General features: G+C 44.0%; 18 protein-coding genes. 14 read left to right on the top strand and 4 right to left on the bottom strand.

Going from position 1 to position 20,320, the window contains the following annotated elements:
• Window positions 1–201: 201 nt before the first annotated feature.
• Window positions 202–750, top strand: coding sequence for a YwhD family protein (locus CEF17_RS16160; RefSeq protein ID WP_100400437.1), 549 nt, complete (start codon window positions 202–204; stop codon window positions 748–750).
• 330 nt (window positions 751–1,080) lie between these two features.
• On the opposite strand, the gene CEF17_RS16155 is transcribed toward CEF17_RS16160, so the two are convergent.
• On the bottom strand, window positions 1,081–3,177 hold the full coding sequence (locus tag CEF17_RS16155) for a transglycosylase domain-containing protein (protein ID WP_100400436.1): 2,097 nt from the start codon (window positions 3,175–3,177) through the stop codon (window positions 1,081–1,083).
• A 352-nt stretch (window positions 3,178–3,529) separates the two neighbouring features.
• On the opposite strand from CEF17_RS16155, the gene speE reads away from it, so the two are divergent.
• From speE to CEF17_RS16135, 4 genes are all read left to right on the top strand, one after another.
• Window positions 3,530–4,357 carry a polyamine aminopropyltransferase gene (gene speE / locus CEF17_RS16150; protein ID WP_100400435.1) on the top strand — a complete coding sequence of 276 codons (828 nt, stop codon included), beginning with the start codon at window positions 3,530–3,532 and terminating at the stop codon, window positions 4,355–4,357.
• Between the two features lie 131 nt (window positions 4,358–4,488).
• Window positions 4,489–5,367 carry an agmatinase gene (speB, locus tag CEF17_RS16145; RefSeq protein WP_100400434.1) on the top strand — a complete coding sequence of 293 codons (879 nt, stop codon included), beginning with the start codon at window positions 4,489–4,491 and terminating at the stop codon, window positions 5,365–5,367.
• 240 nt (window positions 5,368–5,607) lie between these two features.
• A complete protein-coding gene (locus CEF17_RS16140) occupies window positions 5,608–6,840 on the top strand; it encodes a CynX/NimT family MFS transporter (RefSeq protein ID WP_232725533.1) in 1,233 nt (410 codons plus the stop codon).
• Window positions 6,841–7,016: 176 nt separating this feature from the next.
• Window positions 7,017–7,205 (top strand): hypothetical protein, encoded by a 189-nt coding sequence (locus CEF17_RS16135; RefSeq protein WP_100400433.1) that lies wholly within the window; start codon window positions 7,017–7,019, stop codon window positions 7,203–7,205.
• Window positions 7,206–7,262: 57 nt separating this feature from the next.
• Here CEF17_RS16135 and eutB read toward each other — a convergent pair whose 3' ends face one another.
• On the bottom strand, window positions 7,263–8,246 hold the full coding sequence (gene eutB / locus CEF17_RS16130) for a hydroxyectoine utilization dehydratase EutB (protein ID WP_100400432.1): 984 nt from the start codon (window positions 8,244–8,246) through the stop codon (window positions 7,263–7,265).
• 481 nt (window positions 8,247–8,727) lie between these two features.
• On the opposite strand from eutB, the gene CEF17_RS16125 reads away from it, so the two are divergent.
• The 4 genes from CEF17_RS16125 to argS all read left to right on the top strand — a co-directional run bounded on the left by CEF17_RS16125 (window position 8,728) and on the right by argS (window position 13,481).
• Window positions 8,728–9,918 carry a M24 family metallopeptidase gene (locus CEF17_RS16125; RefSeq protein ID WP_100400944.1) on the top strand — a complete coding sequence of 397 codons (1,191 nt, stop codon included), beginning with the start codon at window positions 8,728–8,730 and terminating at the stop codon, window positions 9,916–9,918.
• A gap of 30 nt (window positions 9,919–9,948) precedes the next feature.
• The gene (locus CEF17_RS16120; RefSeq protein ID WP_332835307.1) at window positions 9,949–10,944 is read left to right on the top strand and encodes a cyclodeaminase; all 996 of its coding nucleotides are present in this window, start codon (window positions 9,949–9,951) and stop codon (window positions 10,942–10,944) included.
• Window positions 10,945–11,370: 426 nt separating this feature from the next.
• Window positions 11,371–11,808 (top strand): YwiB family protein, encoded by a 438-nt coding sequence (locus CEF17_RS16110; protein ID WP_157843067.1) that lies wholly within the window; start codon window positions 11,371–11,373, stop codon window positions 11,806–11,808.
• A 2-nt stretch (window positions 11,809–11,810) separates the two neighbouring features.
• Window positions 11,811–13,481, top strand: coding sequence for an arginine--tRNA ligase (gene argS / locus CEF17_RS16105; RefSeq protein ID WP_100400428.1), 1,671 nt, complete (start codon window positions 11,811–11,813; stop codon window positions 13,479–13,481).
• Between the two features lie 83 nt (window positions 13,482–13,564).
• Here argS and CEF17_RS16100 read toward each other — a convergent pair whose 3' ends face one another.
• The gene (locus tag CEF17_RS16100) at window positions 13,565–13,750 is read right to left on the bottom strand and encodes a hypothetical protein (protein ID WP_054636303.1); all 186 of its coding nucleotides are present in this window, start codon (window positions 13,748–13,750) and stop codon (window positions 13,565–13,567) included.
• A 135-nt stretch (window positions 13,751–13,885) separates the two neighbouring features.
• Here CEF17_RS16100 and CEF17_RS16095 point away from each other — a divergent pair, with 135 nt between their 5' ends.
• The 5 genes from CEF17_RS16095 to CEF17_RS16075 all read left to right on the top strand — a co-directional run bounded on the left by CEF17_RS16095 (window position 13,886) and on the right by CEF17_RS16075 (window position 18,727).
• Window positions 13,886–14,062 (top strand): XapX domain-containing protein, encoded by a 177-nt coding sequence (locus tag CEF17_RS16095; protein ID WP_054636304.1) that lies wholly within the window; start codon window positions 13,886–13,888, stop codon window positions 14,060–14,062.
• A 20-nt stretch (window positions 14,063–14,082) separates the two neighbouring features.
• Window positions 14,083–14,871 (top strand): alpha/beta fold hydrolase, encoded by a 789-nt coding sequence (locus tag CEF17_RS16090; RefSeq protein ID WP_100400427.1) that lies wholly within the window; start codon window positions 14,083–14,085, stop codon window positions 14,869–14,871.
• 193 nt (window positions 14,872–15,064) lie between these two features.
• Window positions 15,065–16,489 (top strand): spore germination protein, encoded by a 1,425-nt coding sequence (locus CEF17_RS16085; RefSeq protein ID WP_100400426.1) that lies wholly within the window; start codon window positions 15,065–15,067, stop codon window positions 16,487–16,489.
• Between the two features lie 22 nt (window positions 16,490–16,511).
• Entirely contained in the window at window positions 16,512–17,597 is a 1,086-nt protein-coding gene (locus CEF17_RS16080) for a GerAB/ArcD/ProY family transporter (protein ID WP_100400425.1), read from the top strand.
• On the top strand, window positions 17,594–18,727 hold the full coding sequence (locus tag CEF17_RS16075) for a Ger(x)C family spore germination protein (protein WP_100400424.1): 1,134 nt from the start codon (window positions 17,594–17,596) through the stop codon (window positions 18,725–18,727). Before CEF17_RS16080 ends, CEF17_RS16075 begins: the two co-directional genes overlap by 4 nt.
• A 319-nt stretch (window positions 18,728–19,046) precedes the next feature.
• Here CEF17_RS16075 and CEF17_RS16070 read toward each other — a convergent pair whose 3' ends face one another.
• Window positions 19,047–20,288 (bottom strand): zinc-dependent alcohol dehydrogenase, encoded by a 1,242-nt coding sequence (locus tag CEF17_RS16070; RefSeq protein ID WP_100400423.1) that lies wholly within the window; start codon window positions 20,286–20,288, stop codon window positions 19,047–19,049.
• Window positions 20,289–20,320: the final 32 nt, after the last annotated feature.

The following is a 20,320-nucleotide window of genomic DNA, read 5'->3' as shown; positions in this document are numbered from 1 at the left end:
CAGGGCTGATACTTACTATTACCGCCTGCTGATACAGCGGGCGTTTTTTAATAGAAGGTGAGTGAAGCCACCTCCTCTCAGTGAAGAAAAAGCGCCAGAAGGAGTGAAAGTCATTTTCCTTCGAGTGGTAGAAAGCAGAACTATTATGATAAACTAAACATTAACTCAAGAAGAAAAAGGCTGTTGAAAGGAGTTATATACATGGACCTTTTCGATAAAAAGAAGAACGAAGAAATAAAAAAGATGGGCGGCCGAAGAGGCGGCGGATTTAATATTTTAAACAGTGATTCCACGGATGGTCATGGCGGGTACGGAGCCGGGACGTTAAACTTAAATAATATTTCCCCGGTCATTGTCGATCCTGAGGGTGGAGATGCCTTTGTGGATATGGGTGCTCTTCATGCTCGTTCTGAGATTGAAAAACGCATTAAGTTTTTAAAGAATAAAGAAGAAGTGCCAAATGGCCGTTTGTACTGGCTTGTGTGGGTGACCGTAGACCACCGTGATGGCAAGCCGTATTACGCCGGAGTAGCAGCCTGTGAAATGACAGTTGATAAAGAGATCCGCCGCGGCTACAAGAGCCTTCCGGAACATGTAAATAACATGGATAGGTCGTTAAAAAGAAAACTTGTCGTCGATAAGATGGACGATAAGTCAAAGCAAATATTAGCCGAGTTTCTGCAAAGTCATAGTGAAGAGATGTGGAAAAATAGTGATGAAGACCTCCACCAGGCTCTGAGTACAACCTGATTTCAGCAGAAAGAAGTGAAAAACCTGTGACCACTCACGAGAAAAGTCACAGGTTTTTTTATAGGTAATATTTAAATATTCATTTGGTAACCCAACATAAAGGTCTGGTTTTGTCCATCCCCCAATTATGCAAACTATGAACGATTTTTGAACAGATGGATTACCTGGTTGTTCTTTTGGAAAAATATAAGTAAACTAGCATTACACACACACGCAATATAGCTAGGACACTAAAACGTGTAAGGGTTTCCGAATCCTTGCACGTTTTAGTTTTATTACAAATATTACAGCTTTACCCAGGGTGCCAGGCACCTAAATTGGCACTTAAATTTATTCACCAAACCAGTTGATAAAGCGGTCGAAGAATTTTTCTTTTTGTTCAGGCAGTTCATCCTCAAGCTGCCCTTCCGGCTTGTCATTATCATCTTCCTCGAGCTCTTCGGTACAGGATTTAATTGGTTCTGTCCCTTCAAGGAAAGCAACTTTTCGCGAGGGGCCGCATGCTTCAGCTCCTAAAAGGCCGGTTTCAAGGTCAATGTCTGCCTCAATGACATCAGGCGGCCTTGAGAAAGAGAGTTTCAGCTCTTCGGCTAGCCCTTCATTCATTGTCCGCGCCCAGATTCGCTTTGCAAACTGTCCTTCATCTCCGTGGTGAAGGGAGCGGTTATCATCATATCCGACCCAGACCCCTGTAAGAAGCTGGGGTGAAAAGCCCACCATCCAGCTGTCTGCTGGTGTAGAGCCGCTTTTTCCTGCAATGGGCCTGTTAATCATGTGTGCGACGGATCTCCCCGTTACTGTGGTATAGGTGTCCATTTCTACATCAAACATCCCAGTCATTAAATCGGTCATAATGTAAGCTAAAGAAGGATCAAACACTTCAACTTTCTCATTTTCCGTTTCCAAAATCACGTTCCCTTCTCCATCTGTCACTTTTTCAACCAAATAAGGATCAATTCGGTAACCGCCGTTTGCAAAAGGACTGTAACTTCCAGTCAGTTCAAGGAGGTTTACGTTTTCTGTCCCAAGCGCAAGAGAAGGAATGGGAGAAAGAGGACTTTCAATTCCCGCTTTTTTGGCCGTTTCCATCAATGCTTCGGGACCAAGAAATAAATGGGATTTGACAGCAAATATGTTATCAGAGACAGCTAAAGCTTCAGCCATCGTAATAAAATCATCGGCATAACGGTTTCCAAAGTTTCCTGGCGAGTATTCATCTTCCCCGTCGTTAAACGGGAATGTACTCTCTTCGCTCACAAAAGAAGTGGTTGGGGTAAACCCGTTCTCAAGAGCCGCATAGTACAAAAAAGGTTTAAAGGTAGACCCTGGAGGACGCATAGCCTGAGTCGCCCGGTTAAAGGCGGATTGTTCATAGTTTTTTCCTCCAACCATCGCTTTGACAGCTCCTGAGCGGGGATCTATGGATACAAGTGACCCTTGAATTTCCGTATCAGCAGGCAGTTCAACCGCCAGCTGGTTTTCAGCCTTTTCTTGAAGCACAGGATCCAGGGTGGTATAGATTTGAAGCCCTCCTTCTTCCACAAGCTGAGGGTCGAGCTCATATTCATCAACAAGAAGCTGCTTTACATAATCCTGAAAAAACGGACCAGTACGGCCATCTGTTACTGTTGCACTGTCGACAAGAGGGAGTGCTTCTTGTTCCGCTTCCTCTCTCTGAGCTCCTGTGATCATTTCTGTTTCTTCCATGGCGGCAAGCACGGTTCTCTGCCGGGATTCCGCTCGTTCAGGTTCCAGAAACGGTGAGTAATAGGTAGGACCTTTTGGAATGGCAGCAAGCATGGCGGATTCTCCTAATGTTAGGTTAACAGCCGATTTATTGAAATAGAGTCTTGAGGCCGCTTCTATTCCGTAGGCCCCGTGACCGTAATAGATCGTATTGACATACCCTTCTAAAATGTCTTCCTTGTCGTAGTGCATTTCCAGACGGAGGGCGTAAAGAGCTTCTTCAATCTTTCTTGACCACGTTTTATCATGAGAAAGAAAGAGGTTCCTTGCATACTGCTGTGTAATTGTACTGGCTCCTTGTGCCTTTGAGCCTGATTTTATGTTAGCTGCCACAGCGGCTCCGATTCTTGTAAAATCAAATCCTTTGTGGCTGTAAAATCTGCGATCTTCAATAGCAAGAGTAGCATCAATAAGGTCAGGCGAAATTTCTTCAACGTTCACCCAGTATCGCTGCTGTCCCCCCTGGCTCTCTCCGATGATGGAACCGTCTTCCCCGTAAAATACTGTCGTCTGTTCTACCTGCAGAGGAGGAGCTCCTGCTCCTAAGGAGTAAAGCACAACCAACAGTGCTCCTCCCATGGCAAAAATGCCTGCCAATAATGTAAGACGAAATCCCATACGAATAAATCCCGGCCGTTTCTTCTGTAGACGCTGCCTTCTTTTTCTTGTTACGACATCCATGCCATTACACCTCTTTTCCTTACAGGAAGATTTAGATAACAAACTCTCTGTTTGATAGAATCTATTTCTAGTTTTGGTTTTTTGAAAGAATTTTAAACAAGGAGTGAAAAATAACCTTGCATTCTCTGCCTTCCTGCGGGTATAACAAAAAGAGGGTTCAACCATTGCTTTTGATAAGGCTTTATTCACAGCCAGGAATTGCTGGCCGGTAGTGAGAGAACTCCCTTACCCTGGATGCTAATTTCCGGACCGGGGTCTGAGTGGTATTCTTTGCGTCAGTGTAAGGCTAAGAACGGGTGAAGACCTGGAAGGAAAGCGGGAAAGAACCTATTTCAAGTTGAGGTGATTTGCAGTGGAATTTTGGTTTACGGAGAAACAAACAGATAAATTTGGTATTACAGCGAAAGTGAAACGAACGCTCCATACAGAAAAAACAGACTATCAACAGCTCGATGTGGTAGAGACGGAAGAGTTTGGGAATATGCTGCTTCTTGACGGAATGGTAATGACCACGGAAAGAGATGAGTTTGTTTATCACGAAATGGTTACGCATGTACCTTTGTTTACTCACCCAGAACCTAAAAGTGTTCTTGTAGTTGGCGGTGGAGATGGAGGAGCAATCAGAGAGGTACTGAAGCATCCATCTGTCGAAAAAGCCACGTTAGTAGAGATTGACGGCAAAGTCATCGAATACTCGAAAAAGTACTTACCAACGATTGCCGGAGCTTTGGATGATGAACGCGTAGAGGTAAAAGTTGGAGATGGGTTTATGCACATTGCAGAAAGCGAAAATAATTACGATGTGATCATGGTCGACTCAACAGAACCGGTGGGACCAGCTGTGAAACTGTTTGAAAAAGGGTTTTACGAAGGTATTTACAAAGCGCTTAAAGAAGATGGAATCTTTGTGGCGCAAACAGATAACCCATGGTTCCAAAGCGATCTTGTGAAAAATGTCTACTCTGATGTTAAAGAAATCTTCCCGGTTACAAGCTTGTATACATGTAATATCCCTACCTATCCAAGTGGCTTGTGGACATTTACCATCGGTTCCAAAAAACATGATCCGTTGAAGGTGCCCGAGGAGCGATTCCACGATATAGAAACCAAGTACTATACAAAAGAACTTCATACAGCAGCCTTTGCCTTGCCCAAATTTGTCACCGACCTCATCAAGTAGGGTGCCTGGCACCCAGCCTGGTTGTAACAAGTTTGTTATAATACTTCAGCGGGAATCGTTGTCCTGCAAGGATTTTATCAGAAATAACACAATGGGGTGCCAGGCACCACAATACAAAGGAGGAAGTTATCATCAGGAATTTTGACCAAGCCTACTCTGGAAAAGTATTTATCGCCAGTTCTCCTTCTTATGAAGAAAGTGACATCGTGTTGTATGGTATGCCGATGGACTGGACGGTCAGCTTTCGGCCGGGATCCCGTTTTGGGCCAGGGAAGATTCGCGAAGCTTCCATTGGTCTTGAGGAATACAGTCCCTATTTAGACAAGCATTTAGAAGATGTTGCCTATCACGACGCAGGCGACCTTCTACTTCCCTTTGGAAATCCACAAAAAAGTCTTGATATGATTGAGCAGACGATAGACATGTTTTTAAAGGATGGAAAGTTTCCAATTGGCCTGGGAGGAGAGCATCTTGTCACATGGCCGATTATTAAGGCGATGTCCCGTAAGTATGAAAATCTTGCCGTGATCCACATTGATGCCCACACGGATTTACGAACAGACTATGAAGGCGAAGAGCTTTCTCATTCTACACCGATCCGAAAGGCTTGCGAGTGGCTGGGACCGGAAAATGTATACTCCTTCGGTATTCGTTCTGGAGAAAGGGAGGAGTTTGAATACGCCAGTACATCAGGAATGCACTTCCACCGGTTTAACGTAGCGGACCCTTTAAAACAGGAACTGCCTAACCTGGAAGGAAGGCCCGTGTATGTCACCATTGATATTGATGTACTTGATCCGGCCTACGCACCTGGAACAGGGACAGCGGAAGCGGGAGGCATTACATCTAAAGAGCTCCTGGAGGCCATTCATTTTATTGCACGGTCAGAGGCGAACGTGGTAGGGGCAGACCTAGTAGAAGTAGCGCCGGCTTATGACGCAAGTGAAAAAACACAAATTGCTGCCGCTAAATTTATTAGAGAAATGATTTTGGGCTGGGCGCAAAAATAACAATCAAAGGGGGCTCTCTTTCTTAGTTGAAAGAAGTCTCCTTTTTCATGCCAACATAAAAAGGGACGGCCATAGGTAAATAAAAATCATGAACCGGTATACACCGTCCATGTAAGGAACTTCTTCTGACCAGCGGAAACTTTATGAGTAAGCACTATTTTTCATAACGTGATAGAGTAATAGAAGCAAAGCTTGCAGAGTTTTGTCAAAAGAAAAAGTGTAAGTACAGGAGTATTACGTATGAATAATCATTCTTTAGTATTTGATAAAGGGATGACTGCAAACAAAGTGATCCTGATCCTTGGTATTCTTTTTGTATCTTTTAATCTGCGCCCGGCTATTACTGCTGTGGGCCCGGTAGTAAGTGCAATCAGGGCTGATCTTCATATTACAAATGGACAAGCTGGTTTCATTACGACTCTGCCGCTTCTTTCATTTGCGGTGTTTTCTTTTATTGCTCCTAAGCTGGGATACCGCTTTGGAAGTGAAGCCATGATATTTGCAGGCATGCTGGCTTTACTTGCCGGTATTCTTATCAGGTCCACGGGAGTATTGTCTGCTTTATTTATTGGAACGGCTCTTGTCGGTGTTGGCATTGCTCTGGCAAACGTATTGCTCCCAAGCATTATAAAAAACAGGTACCCTGCTAAAATCGGTCTGATGACCGGTGTGTACACGGCGTCCATGTCTATTTTCGCAGCGCTTGGCTCCGGGTTTACCATCACGTTAGCGGACGGATTTCAATTAGGCTGGCAGCATTCCCTGATGTTCTGGGGAATTCTTGCCCTCGCTGCACTTATCCTATGGTATCCGCAGATTCATCAGTCATCAGGAAACCAGGCTGATGTAAAAAGAAAAGCTCAAGCCGTTCCTGGAAGTAATATATGGCGCTCGGCTATTGCCTGGCAGGTCACTCTTTTTATGGGCTTTCAATCCTTTCTTTTTTATTGCATGATTGCCTGGCTTCCTGAAATTTTAAGTGGAGCCGGGCTGCCCCTGGCAACAGCAGGGTGGCTTGTCTCTATCATGCAGCTTGCTGGTATCCCGATGGCCTTTTTTATCCCTGTGCTCGCAGGGCGCATTGAAAATCAAAAAGGATTGATATGGCTTATCGGGGCTCTTTATATGACAGGTCTTTGTGGCTTACTAACAGGCGGCAGTGTAGTGCTTATTACTATAAGTGTAATGCTGATTGGTCTTGGGCAGGGATCTTCAATCAGCCTGGCTCTTACATTGCTTGGACTACGAGCAGCAAATCCGAAAGAATCAGCTGAGCTTTCCGGAATGGCCCAGTCTCTTGGCTATGCTTTTGCAGCTACCGGGCCGGTGTTGATAGGATTTTTCCTTGATATGACAGGTTCTCCTTTTGTTCCGTTGTTCATTTTTGTTGGGATTGTAGTCGTCATGGTGATCGCAGGGCTTGGCGCCGGAAGAAACAAAACAATCTTTCAAGTGGAGAGAGGCTCTCTTTAAAAGGGAGCTTCTTTTTTTTGAATCAAAGGCATATACTATTAATTTTGTCTTAAAAGTTAAAAGATTAAAATTAAATAAAAAGGGAATAGGGAATAATAGGAAGTAAAAACCTTAAGAGGTGGTCAGGATCCTTTCTTACATAATGGTTGTATTCTGACTGAAAAAGGAGGATAGCAATGAAAGATCAGCTTCAATATAAGGTTGTGGCGTACAACGATCAAGGAGAGGAATTCAGCGTTTCTCCAAGTCATTTAGAACAGGATGCTATTTTTACAACGAAAGAGGAAGCAGAAAGGGCTTGTGCCGACATGAAAACAGCGTTGCCGGACGATTACACGATAAAAGTAAAAGAAATAGGAATGTAAAAGAAGCCATTGCGTGGAAGCAATGGCTTCTTTTATTACAGTAGTGTTACAACCCCGTTAGGTGCCAGGCACCGTGATATAGGGGTGGACGGCTTTAAAATGGTCTTTGACTCCAACGTTGTTTCCGGTCACTAAGATAACTGTCGGTCCGGTCGGTTGGACGGTTCCGGCAAGCAAAGCCCCCACTCCGACGGCCGCTGCACCTTCTACTACCAGCCGGTGCTTTTCATAAAGATAAGCCATCCCATTTGCGATGGTATCCTCAGACAGCCGGCACCTTTGATCGACATACTGCTCCACACATCTGTACGTGTATTTATTGTTCTGTCCGATGCCTCCAAGCAGGCTGTCCGCATAAGTAGGGTGTTCCGGAATAACAACGGGCTTTCCGGCAAGCAGGCTTTCATCCATTGCAGCTCCCTTTTCTACACAAAGCCCGATCACCTGGGCATCAGGAGCGGTTTCCTTCATCACCATTCCAACACCAGACAGAAGTCCGCCGCCGGACAGTCCGCCCATGACGGTCGTGACCTGTGGCAGTTCCTCGAGTATCTCAAGGCCAATGGTCCCTTGCCCGGCAATGATGTCCGGATGGTCAAAAGGAGGGATCACCGTTAACCCTTCCTCATCCCGAAGACGGTAGCAGGCAGCCTCCGCATCATCCTGTCCCTTTCCTTCAATATGAAGTTCAGCACCGCTTTCTCTTAATGCTTCCACTTTCGATGGGGGCACATTTTCAGAAATACAGATGACAGCTCGAAGTCCTGAGCGAGAAGCTGCAAACGCCACAGCAAACCCGTGATTTCCCGTAGAAAAGGTTGTCACCCCCGTGGCTTTTTCCTCTTCGCTTAGATTATTGATCATATTTGTCGCCCCTCTAAGCTTAAATGAGCCTGTCGGGTGAAGCTGCTCCAATTTTAAGAAGACAGGGACGTTCAGTCGTTTTGATAAAGGCAATGAATAAAGAAGGGGAGTAGAAGAAACCGTGCTTTGAATTCGTTCTTTTGCTTCCCACACGTGTCTTACAGTTAGATCCTTCATCCTATTCCTCCTGCCATTAGGTTCTTACATTATGTCTTTCTGTTTTAAAAAAGAAAATCCTTTCCCTGAACCAAAAAGGTTTTTTTTCTTGCGAAAATCCTGTTTAGGGTCAGCCATTAAATCCCCAGTTCATTTTCCGCCCAAAAGCTCGTCCAAACTTTTTTAAAAAGTAATCATGCTTTCCATTCCTTACATAATATATTGAAAAGTATAAAGCTATTCCTCTTGGCTGATAAAAACCAGCTGGGCAGGCTGCTGCATGGAAAGAATAGCAGAAAGCCGTAAGCTGCTGACCATTGATGACTGTCTGCAAAAGAAAGACTTCCGGCAGCAGGGGAAAGTAAAAGTAAAACAGACTGAAGGGGAATCTTCTCGTGAAATAGATAGGAAAAAGAGCTTACCTTGCAGGGAGGATGGTTGTCTGCAGCTCTTTTCTCAAGGTTGTAAAGTGAACGACAAAGGAGGCAGCCGAATGCGATCAATGACAGCCTTTCCAAAACAAGAATATGACGAGCGTTTGATCAAAGTGAAAGAGGAAATGGAACGAGCAGGGGTGGAGCTGCTGTTAATTAGTGATCCGGCCAATATGAATTACATTACCGGGTATGATGGCTGGTCTTTTTATGTATCACAAATGGTAATGATTTTTATTGATGAACCGGAGCCTTACTGGTTTGGAAGGGGCCAGGATGTAAATGGGGCCAAGGCGACCACGTGGCTTCCTGAAAGTCATTTGCTTTCCTACGGGGACGAATTTGTGCATGCCAAAACCAAGCATCCCATGGATGAAGCGGGACGGTGGCTCAAAAGCAAAGGAAAGCATGCGAAAAGAATCGGAGTAGAACTGGACGCATATTATTTTTCTGCTAAAGCTATGAACCATTTAGAGCAAGCACTTCCTGATGCGGCATTTGCTGATACAACAAACCTGGTTAACTATGTACGAATGATTAAATCAGACAGGGAAATTACTTTTATGAAAAGAGCGGCTGCTATTGCCGAGGAAGCGATGAATGAAGGAATTCGTGCCATTCAGGAAGGAACAAGAACCTGTGACATTGCAGCAGCTATTTCTTCGGCTCAAATTCGGGGAGCAAATGGAATAGGGGGCGATTACCCGGCCATTGTTCCTCTGATCCCTGCGGGAGAGCTTACCTTTGCTCCCCATCTGACCTGGACAGACGAACCGCTGAAAAAGGGAGAACCTATCATCATTGAACTTGCGGGCTGCTACCGTCGCTATCATGCGCCCCTTGCAAGAACGGTCGTACTGGGCAAACCGGATGCCGAGCTGCAAAGGCTGGCTTATGCAGTGACAGAAGGCATCGAAAACACCCTCGATTCCATCCGTCCAGGATTGACCTGTGAGGAGATCGAGGGAGTGTGGAGGAATACGATCTCAAAGCATGGATTTAATAAGGATTCCCGTATAGGCTATTCCATCGGTGTAAACTACCCGCCAGACTGGGGAGAGCATACAGCGTCAATACGACCCGGCGATCATACGATTCTGCAGCCCAATATGGCTTTTCACCTCATTCCTGGTATTTGGCTCGACAATATGGGGGTAGAGATAAGTGAGTCCTTTATTGTAACTGATAAAGGGTGTGAAACCTTAGTAGATTACCCTCGTTCTCTTATTGTTCAGCCAGGTTTTTCAACGGCAATCTAGAAGTATGGTAGAAAGCTGTGAAAAGGAGTGATGGGCTTGTATATTTTTTCAGAGAAAGATATTCGGGACATTGTAAAGGTAGACAAGAAGGCATTGTCATTGATCGAAGAAGGCTTTAAACGATTCGAGGAGGGAGAGGTGACTCTCCCGCCTATTTTACGGGTGGACATTCCTGAAAACAACGGCGAAGTCGATGTGAAGACCGCTTATATTAAAGGAATGGACAAGTTTGCTTTAAAAATATCTTCTGGTTTCTTTGATAATTACAAAATCGGTCTTCCCAGCTTGAGCGGCATGATGCTTCTCTTTAGCACAGAAACCGGTGTACCGGAAGCCGTACTTCAGGATAACGGTTATTTAACGGATGTCAGAACAGCAGTGGCAGGAGCCATGGCAGCCAAATACATGGCAAAGGATGAAATTGATACGGTAGGGGTGATTGGCACAGGCACCCAGGCCCGTTATCAAGTAAAAGCGCTCAGTCTGGTGCGTAATTTTAAGCGGATTGTTGTTTATGGACGAACGCCAGAGCATGTTGAGAAGTATAAAAGAGACATGGAGGAAGAGTTTAAAATCCCTGTGGTAGCCGTAGAAAATCCAGAAGAAGCAGTATCCAAGAGCGATATTCTAATTACAACCACCCCAGCTAAAGAACCGATCATTCAAGCAGAGTGGATAAAGCCGGGGCTTCATATTACTGCTATGGGCTCAGATGCAGAAGAGAAAAATGAGCTTCATCCAGAGGTTTTGAAAAAAGCAGACCTTTTAAGCTGTGATGTGGTAAACCAGGTGTTTACGTTCGGTGAACATCACCATGCAAAAAAAGCAGGTCTGGTTTCTGAAGAGGACTCCATCATTGAGCTTGGAGCACTGGCTGCCGGGAACCAAAAAGGAAGAACAAGTGATGAACAGATAACGGTGACTGATTTAACGGGAACGGGGGTACAGGACACAGCGATTGCTGTATATGGTTATGACCGCCTCCGAGAGCAGGAAAAAGGTGTTTGGTTTGGGGAAAAGGAATAAAGGATACAAAAGCGGGACAGCCATCAAGGCTCCCGCTTTTTACATGGAGCCTGCAGGATAAAACTCCCCTTTCAGAGGATGATAGGATAGCGTATCCTCCCTTAATAACAGGCATATGGCTGCTCTCCGGTGATAAAAGGTTGATACTGTGTATTAGTCAGACATATGGTATCATAGTCGTTACCATCACCTTTCTAAAAGGATCTTCCCATAAAGAAGACGAACATAGTTATTTATGCCATGCCATACATAGGTTGTCCTTTTCTAACATAGAGTGTACAAACGTTTTTTTATTTCACGCATTTGAGGAAGAAGAGGCCGACAGAAAATGGCGCTCCTTAAAGGAAGTTATAAAAAGGAGTGAGGCTCCCCTTGCATGACAAGGTGGGAATCGCTACACTTTTAAAAAGAAAGGTGAGAAAAAACATGCCTATTAATGCAAAAACACCGATTTATGTAGAAATGACAACAAATATAAGCCAAGAAGGGCAAAAGGATCAAATAAATTTAGAGGCTGCAGGAGAACTGTACCGTAAAAATGATTTTATTTATGTGACCTTTACGGAAACCCTCAAGGATATCGGTGAAGTGAATACGCTGTTAAAGGTTGGAGACGAGCAGATCACGGTCATTCGTAAAGGAGCTGTTTCCATGAGACAGCCTTTCTTTCTTGGAGAAGTGACCTCCGGAAGCTATGAAACCCCTTTTGGCAAACTTGCGACAGAAGCGAATACGGATCAAGTATCCATCCATTGGTCTGACGATGGAAACAAGGGAGATATTTCGTTTGGATACGATCTGACACTGCAAGGGTCAGCAGCGGGAAGATATGATGTGAAGATTTCGATTGAGGAGGAGACGTAAGAATGAACATAGCAGAGCAAATGAAGGAGCGGCTCAAAGAAGAAATCATAGCAGCCGTTGAAAAAGCAGGGCTCGCCAGTAGTGGTGAGATCCCTGAAGTTATTTTAGAAACACCTAAAGAAAAAGAACATGGGGACTTTGCAACAAACATGGCAATGCAGCTGGCCCGCATTGCCAAAAAAGCTCCCCGTCAAATTGCAGAGGAATTAACGGCACAGCTTGATAAAGAAAAGGCCTCTATTGAGAAGGTAGACATTGCCGGTCCTGGGTTTATTAACTTCTTTTTAGATAACGGCTATTTAAGAGATCTAATACCAACTGTTATTCAAGCCGGTAAAGAGTACGGCCAAACAAACAGCGGAAAAAACAAAAAGGTACAGGTCGAGTTTGTCTCTGCTAATCCTACCGGGAACCTTCACTTAGGACATGCCCGTGGTGCAGCTGTTGGAGATACGCTGTGTAATATCCTTGATAAAGCGGGTTATGAAGTGACACGTGAATATTATATTAATGATGCGGGAAATCAGATTCAAAACCTCGCTCTTTCTGTGCAGGCTCGTTATTTGCAGGCGATTGGGGAAGACGTGGATATGCCTGAAGACGGGTACCGGGGCGCTGACATTGAAGGCTTTGGCCGGGAGCTTGCCGAAGAGCACGGCGAGAAGCTAAAGGATCTCTCTGAGGAAGACCAGCTTTCTTTTTTCCGTGCGTATGGTCTTAAGAGAGAAATAGACAAGCTAAAGAAAGATTTAGCCGACTTTGGTGTTGAATTTGATGTGTGGTACTCCGAAACCTCTCTTTACGAAAATGGCAATGTAGAGGACACGCTGGAGCTTTTGAAATCCAAAGGAGAAACCTTTGAAGAAGAGGGTGCTGTGTGGTTTAAATCCACGGAGTACGGAGATGACAAGGACCGTGTGCTGGTAAAAAGCGATGGAACATACACGTACTTAATGCCCGACATTGCGTATCACCGTGATAAGTATGAGCGGGGCTTTGAGAAAGTTATTAACATCTGGGGTGCAGACCATCATGGCTACATACCAAGAATGCGTGCTGCAGTACAGGCGCTGGGTTATGATAAAGAGCAGCTTGAAGTGCAGATTATACAAATGGTCAGCCTTTACCAAAACGGTGAAAAGGTAAAAATGAGCAAGCGGACAGGAAAAGCTGTTACGTTACGAGATCTTATGGAGGAAGTCGGCATTGATGCGACCAGGTATTTCTTTGCTATGAGAAGTGCAGACAGCCATCTTGATTTTGACATGGATCTCGCTGTATCCAGCTCAAACGAAAACCCCGTGTATTACGTTCAGTATGCCCATGCGAGACTATGCAGTATTTTCCGCCAGGCTGAGGAAAAAGGAATCAGTCTTGATCTAGAAGCTGACCTTGCTCCCGTTAACACAGAAAAAGAATTTGATCTTCTTAAGAAGATAGGTGAGTTTCCGGAAGTGATTGCATGGTCAGCCGATAAATATGCCCCCCACCGGATCACAAACTACCTTCATGAGCTCTCTTCTGCCTTCCACAGCTTTTACAACGCAGAACGGGTGATTGATGCAGAGAACCCTGAGCAGACCAAAGCACGCCTGGTTCTGGCAAAAGCTGTCCAGACCACGCTTCAAAATGGAATGAAGCTTATCGGCGTGTCTGCGCCTGAAAAAATGTAATAAACGCAGCAAGGTTTTTAATAAGGAAAGCGGGGAATATAACAAAAGGGAGCCTCAGGCTGAGGCTCCCTTTCCCATGGGTGTTAACTGACTTCATTTTTTAAGAGGACGATCCTGTTATAAGGAAACTCCTCTTCTTTTCCAACAAGAGGAAAATCAATGAATTCAGCCACAATTGTCCGGTCGTATTCAGCAATGACTTTCATTTCTTCGCCATCATAGTAGACTGTTTGACCGGTCTCAAATAGTTTAGGCTTTTCTTCTGCCATAGTATCACCTGCTAATAAGTTCGTTAGCTTTGTTATTTCACGTTTACGTGAAGTTTAAACTAACTCCTTAGAATAAAAATTTATCAGGATAGTAAATCCTTTAGAGTAAACCATAGTAACAAGGATGTGATTGAGATGCAAGAGGTTATTTATGCCTTACTTACAGGAGCGGTAGTGGGTTTTTTATTTGCGCTCCTTCGCCTGCCCATACCTGCACCTCCTGCTTTTGCCGGAATTATGGGTATCGTAGGAATTTTTCTGGGGTATAAGATCTTTCAGTGGATTCTCCCTCTTTTTAATGGGGGATCATAAAAGCAGAGGTGAAATAGACGATGCCGTATTTTCATTCGAATGGAGCACATCTATACTATGAAAGCACCGGGAGCGGCCCCCCTCTCATGTTTCTTCATCCGCCTGCGATGGGAGCAGCAGCTTTTTATACCCAGCGGGAGGAGCTGAGTGATCAATTTCAGGTCATTACTTTTGATGCCCGGGGTCATGGAAAGAGCGGAGACGGAGGTAAGAATGATCTTTTGATTGCTGAGTGGGCAGAGGACATGGCAGCACTTGCGGACCACCTGGGAGTGAACCAGATCATTCCATGCGGCTATTCAAGCGGAGCAAACCCGGCTTTGGAGTTTGCGATATCTTACCCGGATCGAACAGCCGGCTTGATTCTTATTAGCGGATATCCTGAAGTCAGCACGAACATTCTTGATAAGCAGATTAAAATTGGAATATGGGGAATGAAAAAGGATCTTAGAGGGATGCTGGCCAAATGGCTTGCTGTCTCTCACACAGGGAACAAAAAACATCAACGCTTTATTGAGAAAACAGCCAAAGCAAGCAATCCGGTTCTGTTAAAAAACCTTTATGCCAATAGCTTGTATTACCAGTGTACCGAGCAGCTTCCCAAGATAAAGTGCCCTGTCGCTGCCATCTATGGAGCCAACGATTATTATATCCACTACTATCAGTATGTGTTTTACAAGTACGTGAGAAACATTCAACTGATTCATATTCAGGACATTGCTCATCAGATTCCAACGAAAAAGCCGAAAGAGCTTCATGGAATTATCCGAAGCTTTGTTGCACAGCATCATTTGAGTTCTATTACCTGAAGATTTATTTGTAAACTCGTCTTCAAGCAGCTTCTTTTCAACCAGAAAGGAAGCTGTTTTTATTTTGCAGCAAAACAGGCAGTACTTTGGAAATCATTCTTTCCTTCGTCGACATGTTTCTTCTTGGTAACGAATGAATATGAAAGAGTGGAGCATAATGAGAAGAAGGATCAGGGTTTGGAGGTGAAGAGATGTGAAGCGGTCACTACTACATCCAAAATCTACTCAGGAACAAGAGAACAGCTCTCCATCTTTAAAAGAAGTGCTTCGTCACTTCGAACGATGTGACGACTTGATTGAACGAAAGACTCCAGATGCTGATACTACTGTTCTTTATTTCAATCACCTTGTAGAAGAAGACAAGCTTGAGAGAAACCTTCTTGGCCCTCTCCGGGAAAAGAAAGAAGCAGACATCAATGAGCTGTTTATTGAAGAACAATCAGCTGTTGGGAAAAAGACTGCTGAAGTGGTCGATGGCATCCTTAGTGGAGAGGCAGCAGTGTTCTGGAAAAATCAAACCTTTTTAATAGATGTATACGGGCCTGAAAGCCGCACCGTACAATCAAGTGAAACGGAGACAGTCGTTTCCGGTCCTCATGACGCCTTTGTAGAGACCTTAGGGACAAACCTTTCTCTTATTAGAAGAAGAATTAAATCGTTTGATTTGAAGATCGAATTTTTTGAGGTAGGAGCAGTCACAAAGACAGATGTGGCCCTTCTTTACATGGAAGGAAGAGCCGAAGAGGAAACAGTAGAGGAAATGAAAAAAAGAATTACCAGCGTGCAAATGGATTCCGTTTTTGAAAGTACAATGTTGGCTCAATATATAGATGATCACCCAAACTCCTTGTTTCCCCAGTTTATGACGACAGAGCGACCAGATCTGATTTCTTCCAAGCTCGTTGATGGAAAAGTAGCAGCCATGGTTGATGGCAGTCCGTCTGCATTGATGACACCTACTAGTTTCTTTGAGTTTTTTGCCTCCCCTGATGACTTTTATCAGCGCTGGATATTAAGTTCAGCAACCAGGCTTCTTCGTTTAGTGGCGTTTTTGATTACACTGACGTTTACTGCCTTTTATGTTGCTGTGATTACTTATCACTACGAGCTTATCCCGGAAGATCTGCTTTTACAGATTGCCTCCTCAAGAGCACAGGTTCCTTTTCCTCCCCTCGTTGAAGCGCTGATGATGGAGTTTACCATTGAGCTGCTAAGAGAAGCAGGGGCCCGTCTTCCTACAAAAATCGGACAGACAATTGGGATTGTGGGAGGAATTGTCATCGGACAGGCTGCTGTGCAGGCAGGCATTGCGAGCGGTATCCTCCTTGTGACGGTGGCGATTTCTGCGATTGCTTCCTTTGTGATACCAAGTTACTTAATGAGCACAGCAATCAGGGTTATTCGTTTTGGGTTAATAATTCTTGCAGGCTTCTTAGGGCACTTCGGCCTCGTAGTCGGTCTGGTTTTCATTATTATTCACCTGGCAAGCTTACAGAATGTTAGAACGTCGTATATGGTTCCTTTAACTCCATTAGTCCTCAGAGATATGCTTTTTACCTTTATTCGAGGTCCGTATTGGGCTCGCCCAAAGGGAACGAGAGAGAAATATATTAAATAAGTCAGCAAACGAGGTATAAGCTATGCTAAGAGAAAAACTGCAAGTTTTTCATGTGATCCTCCTAACGTACATGCTTCAATCAGGAGTTGTGCTGTTCAGCTTGCCCCGCCTTGTGGAAGAAAATCTTGGTCCCAATGGTTGGATTGGACTCCTTGCTGTCTTTCTGATTGTCATAGCCAATGCCTGGCTGATCGCCCTGGCTTTTCAACGTGGGAAAGGAAAGTCTGTATTTGAGATTCTAGAATCAGTTTCTATGTGGCTCGCTTACCCTATATATGTCTACCTGGTTCTTGTGTGGGCTTTTTTAGGGTGTCTCGTTAACGCCCAGTTTGTGTTTATTTTTCAAATGATCAGCTTTCCAACCACCTCACCATGGGTATTTAAAGTGACCATTTTGTTATTAGTTGTACTATACGTCCATACAAAGGCTTACAGTATGGTAAAAGCTGCATCTATGATATTTTTCTTGTCAATTTGGACATTGGGCACGCTTATTTTTCCTATGCAGGAATTTGAATGGGGAAGAACTGAGCCACTACTTTTTCATTCAAATATTGCAAATGTGGAAGGAATGCTGGAGGTATATCCTGCGTTTTTAGGTTTTGAGCTGATTCTGTTGCTGTTTCCCCTGATGTACAAGAAGTTCAGGCTTTTTCAAGCCCTGGTGCTGGGGAATCTCTTTTCTCTTTTTGTTTACATGGCTACAACCATTGTTTCATTAGGCTTCTTTGGCTCACAGTATGTAGTGGAGATTATGTTTCCAGTATTAGACTTAATTGGTTATGTGCGGCTTCCCTTTGTGGAGAGAGCGGAGGCTCTAATCTTTTCCTTTTTTATTGGAAAAGTCGTGGTGACGGTCGGATTTTATTATTGGGCAGCAAAGGAAGCTCTCGAAAGAATATACAAGCCTAAGCGTCCAACCTGGATTGTCGTTTTTCTCATTATCGGTACCTACATTCCGGTTAGAATGCTTGACACTTTTCATCAAATCCAAGAGTACCTTGCACTCGTGGCCATGCATGCTACCGTTATTTCGTTTGGCCTTCCTATATTACTATTAGTTATCTTGTCTTTTAAAAAGCCGGGAAGGAGTGTTCAAAAAGGATGAAGAACCGTATTGTTTTTCTGTTTTTCCTCCTTCTCATGGTGGCTTCAGGATGTGAGGACGAACGAATTTTGGAAGAGCTGGGGGTGATCCATACAATTGGCTATGATATAAACGACGGTGAAGAGGAAGAGAAACTTCGGGTAACTATGAAATTGCCAAAAGCAGGGGAGCTTGAGGGAGCCGAAAGTGAAACCTTAACGATGGAAGCAGCCAGCAGCAGGGATGCTCGTCATCAGCTTTCCAGACAAACAAGTCGTGAGCTGGTAGGAGGACAGATGAGAGTGGCTCTCTTTGGCCTTGATCTGGCGGAAGAAGGAGTATGGGAGACACTCGATACTCTGGTTAGAGACCCGACAATAAGTAAAAGAGTAAAAGTAATCGTCACTCAGGGCACTGCTCATGATTTAATCGTGACTGATTTCCCTGAACATGAGCGAACGGACTATTATCTTGACGGGATCATTGAAAAAGAAACAAGGTCATTTACGCTCCCTCCTGTTGACCTATATAGTTTTGCAAGAGACTTGATAAACGATGGAGTAGATCCTGTGGCCACGCTTGTCAAGGTAGGAGAAAACGAAATAATTTTGGACGGAACTGCTCTTTTTAAAGGTGATCAATATATTTCCAAAATCAACCCTAAAAAAAGCAATATTTTCTTTTTCTTAAGAGACGGAGTACGTATTGGAGAAATAAATGTGAATCTCAGTTCGGAGGGAGAAGAACAGGAAAACATTGTACTTACTGCTGTTACCAGTGATAGAAACCTTAAGGTGGATGTCAGCGATCCCGCACATATCAAGGTAAATTACAAAGCGGATGTAAAAGGATCCCTTCACGAATATCAGGGAGATATGGATATATTTTCACCAGGTGCGCAAAAAGAGCTGGAACAAACTCTTGCTGTATATATTGAAAACATGGTGGAAGAAATAGCCCAGGAGCTTCAGGATCTTAGAGTAGACAGTCTTGGGATTGGAAAGCATGTTAAGAAAAAGCTTGGAACTTTCGAATGGTCCGAAGAAGAGTGGAGAGACGAAATGTTTCCTGCTGTTGATATAACAGCCGACGTAGATGTAACCATTAAAGACACTGGACTCTTTAAAACAGGCCCAAGGAATTTCAAGTAGGCTTTCTACGGGAACCAGCATAGGATACAGAAATAATTAAAAAGAACTCCTGAGCGGTCAGGAGTTCTTTTTCTGTCTTTTAAAGGAAAGATAAAATAATACTAATTACTACAATAAGACCAATAATCATTAAGATTGTACGAAGCATGACATTCATCCTCTCTTAAAAAGGTTTAGTCTACTTTTCCCTTTTCAAGAGAGAGAATAAACAAGTTATTATCTTATTAGAGATTTTCTCACGTTCTGAGTCTAACTACCTAGTAACAATAACATGACATAAGGGCTTTCTAATCACTGCAGCTAATACTTTCTTATGAAACTAAGAAGGGAGCCGGAAAACAGAAGGTTCAAATACCACCTTCATCGTATTTTCTTTTTTCTTATTGGAGGCTGCTCCCAAAGCTTCTTTATAATGCTCAAGGGGGAAGTAATGAGTAACAAGAGGGGAAAGGTCCACCTTTCCAGCTTCCATTATATCCACGGCAATTTGCAGCGTCCGTTTTCTTTCTCCACCAACTTCATCGGTTCCATAGGAAAAACAGCCTTTGATCTCAAGTTCATTCAACCAGATCATCGTCATATCCAGGTTGTCAACAAAGCTTGCCAGGCCAAGAAGAACAATTTTTCCTCCTCTTCGGGTGAAACGGATCGCGTCGTTAAGACTCTTTTTGCTGCCGACACATTCGTAAATGATATCTGCTCCGCCATGAACAATGGGCTCTCCTATGACAGGCTTGAGAACCTCGGCACCGAAAGAATCAGCAATGTCTTTGACGTAATCCCCTCTTAAGTAAAAAATCTCATCGGCACCGTATTTTTTTGCTAACTCTTCTTGAAAAGGATATTTCACAAGAACTTTCACGTGACACTGAAAATCAAGGGCTTTCAGGGCAGCCACAAGACAAATGCCGATGACACCCGCGCCAATCACAAGTACAGAATCATTAGGCTTAGGCGGATTTTGCAAAACGGTATGCAACGCACAGCTGAAGGGTTCAACTAACACACCATTTTTATCATCCACGTTATCAGGGAGCTTAATGATCTGACTCTGGTGAGCAACAAGATACTCTCCCCAGCTGCCGCCTGTATCCTTGCATGTACCAGTTAAAAGACCTGGAGAAATAGTACCATCTTTCATATGGTGGCAAAGATTATAGTTTCCTTGCTGGCATTCATGACACATTGGCTCCATGCCTCGTGCTTCGCATGCGAGTATCGGATCAATCACGATTCGTTCCCCAACTGCTACATCCTTTACGTCCCTGCCGACTTTAGAAACAGTGCCTGTTATTTCATGGCCGATTGTAAATGGAAAGGATATGAATGGAGAGGTAGACGGACTGTCTTTTAAGGAAATCAAATTTAAATCACTGCCGCATATGCCTCCGTACTTCACTTTCACTTCCACCCAATCTTCCTTTGGAAGGGAAGGAGCTTCCACTTCCCTGAGCTGCAAACAGGTAAAGGGCGAGTTGACATAAAAGGAAGGGTTGATTTTTCCCGCCGCTTTACTAAAGGCATACTTTGGTAAATTTAAATCAAACTGTACGGCTTTCATGGCACCACCTGTGTAAGTTAATTTTCCTTGAT

The organism is Bacillus sp. FJAT-44742, assembly GCF_002797315.1.
Classification (GTDB): Bacteria; Bacillota; Bacilli; order Bacillales; family Marinococcaceae; genus Thalassorhabdus; species Thalassorhabdus alkalitolerans.
The sequence above is the reverse complement of the archived record's forward strand: the minus strand, read 5'-3'. Positions and strand labels throughout refer to the sequence as shown.

Coding starts and splice junctions, on each gene's coding strand:
- CEF17_RS16160 (WP_100400437.1), top strand. CDS start 202: ATGGACCTTTTCGATAAAAAGAAGAACGAAGAAATAAAAAAGATGGGC.
- CEF17_RS16155 (WP_100400436.1), bottom strand. CDS start 3,177: ATGGATGTCGTAACAAGAAAAAGAAGGCAGCGTCTACAGAAGAAACGG.
- CEF17_RS16140 (WP_232725533.1), top strand. CDS start 5,608: ATGAATAATCATTCTTTAGTATTTGATAAAGGGATGACTGCAAACAAA.
- CEF17_RS16135 (WP_100400433.1), top strand. CDS start 7,017: ATGAAAGATCAGCTTCAATATAAGGTTGTGGCGTACAACGATCAAGGA.
- eutB (WP_100400432.1), bottom strand. CDS start 8,246: ATGAAGGATCTAACTGTAAGACACGTGTGGGAAGCAAAAGAACGAATT.
- CEF17_RS16125 (WP_100400944.1), top strand. CDS start 8,728: ATGACAGCCTTTCCAAAACAAGAATATGACGAGCGTTTGATCAAAGTG.
- CEF17_RS16120 (WP_332835307.1), top strand. CDS start 9,949: ATGGGCTTGTATATTTTTTCAGAGAAAGATATTCGGGACATTGTAAAG.
- CEF17_RS16110 (WP_157843067.1), top strand. CDS start 11,371: ATGCCTATTAATGCAAAAACACCGATTTATGTAGAAATGACAACAAAT.
- argS (WP_100400428.1), top strand. CDS start 11,811: ATGAACATAGCAGAGCAAATGAAGGAGCGGCTCAAAGAAGAAATCATA.
- CEF17_RS16100 (WP_054636303.1), bottom strand. CDS start 13,750: ATGGCAGAAGAAAAGCCTAAACTATTTGAGACCGGTCAAACAGTCTAC.
- CEF17_RS16095 (WP_054636304.1), top strand. CDS start 13,886: ATGCAAGAGGTTATTTATGCCTTACTTACAGGAGCGGTAGTGGGTTTT.
- CEF17_RS16090 (WP_100400427.1), top strand. CDS start 14,083: ATGCCGTATTTTCATTCGAATGGAGCACATCTATACTATGAAAGCACC.
- CEF17_RS16080 (WP_100400425.1), top strand. CDS start 16,512: ATGCTAAGAGAAAAACTGCAAGTTTTTCATGTGATCCTCCTAACGTAC.
- CEF17_RS16075 (WP_100400424.1), top strand. CDS start 17,594: ATGAAGAACCGTATTGTTTTTCTGTTTTTCCTCCTTCTCATGGTGGCT.
- CEF17_RS16070 (WP_100400423.1), bottom strand. CDS start 20,288: ATGAAAGCCGTACAGTTTGATTTAAATTTACCAAAGTATGCCTTTAGT.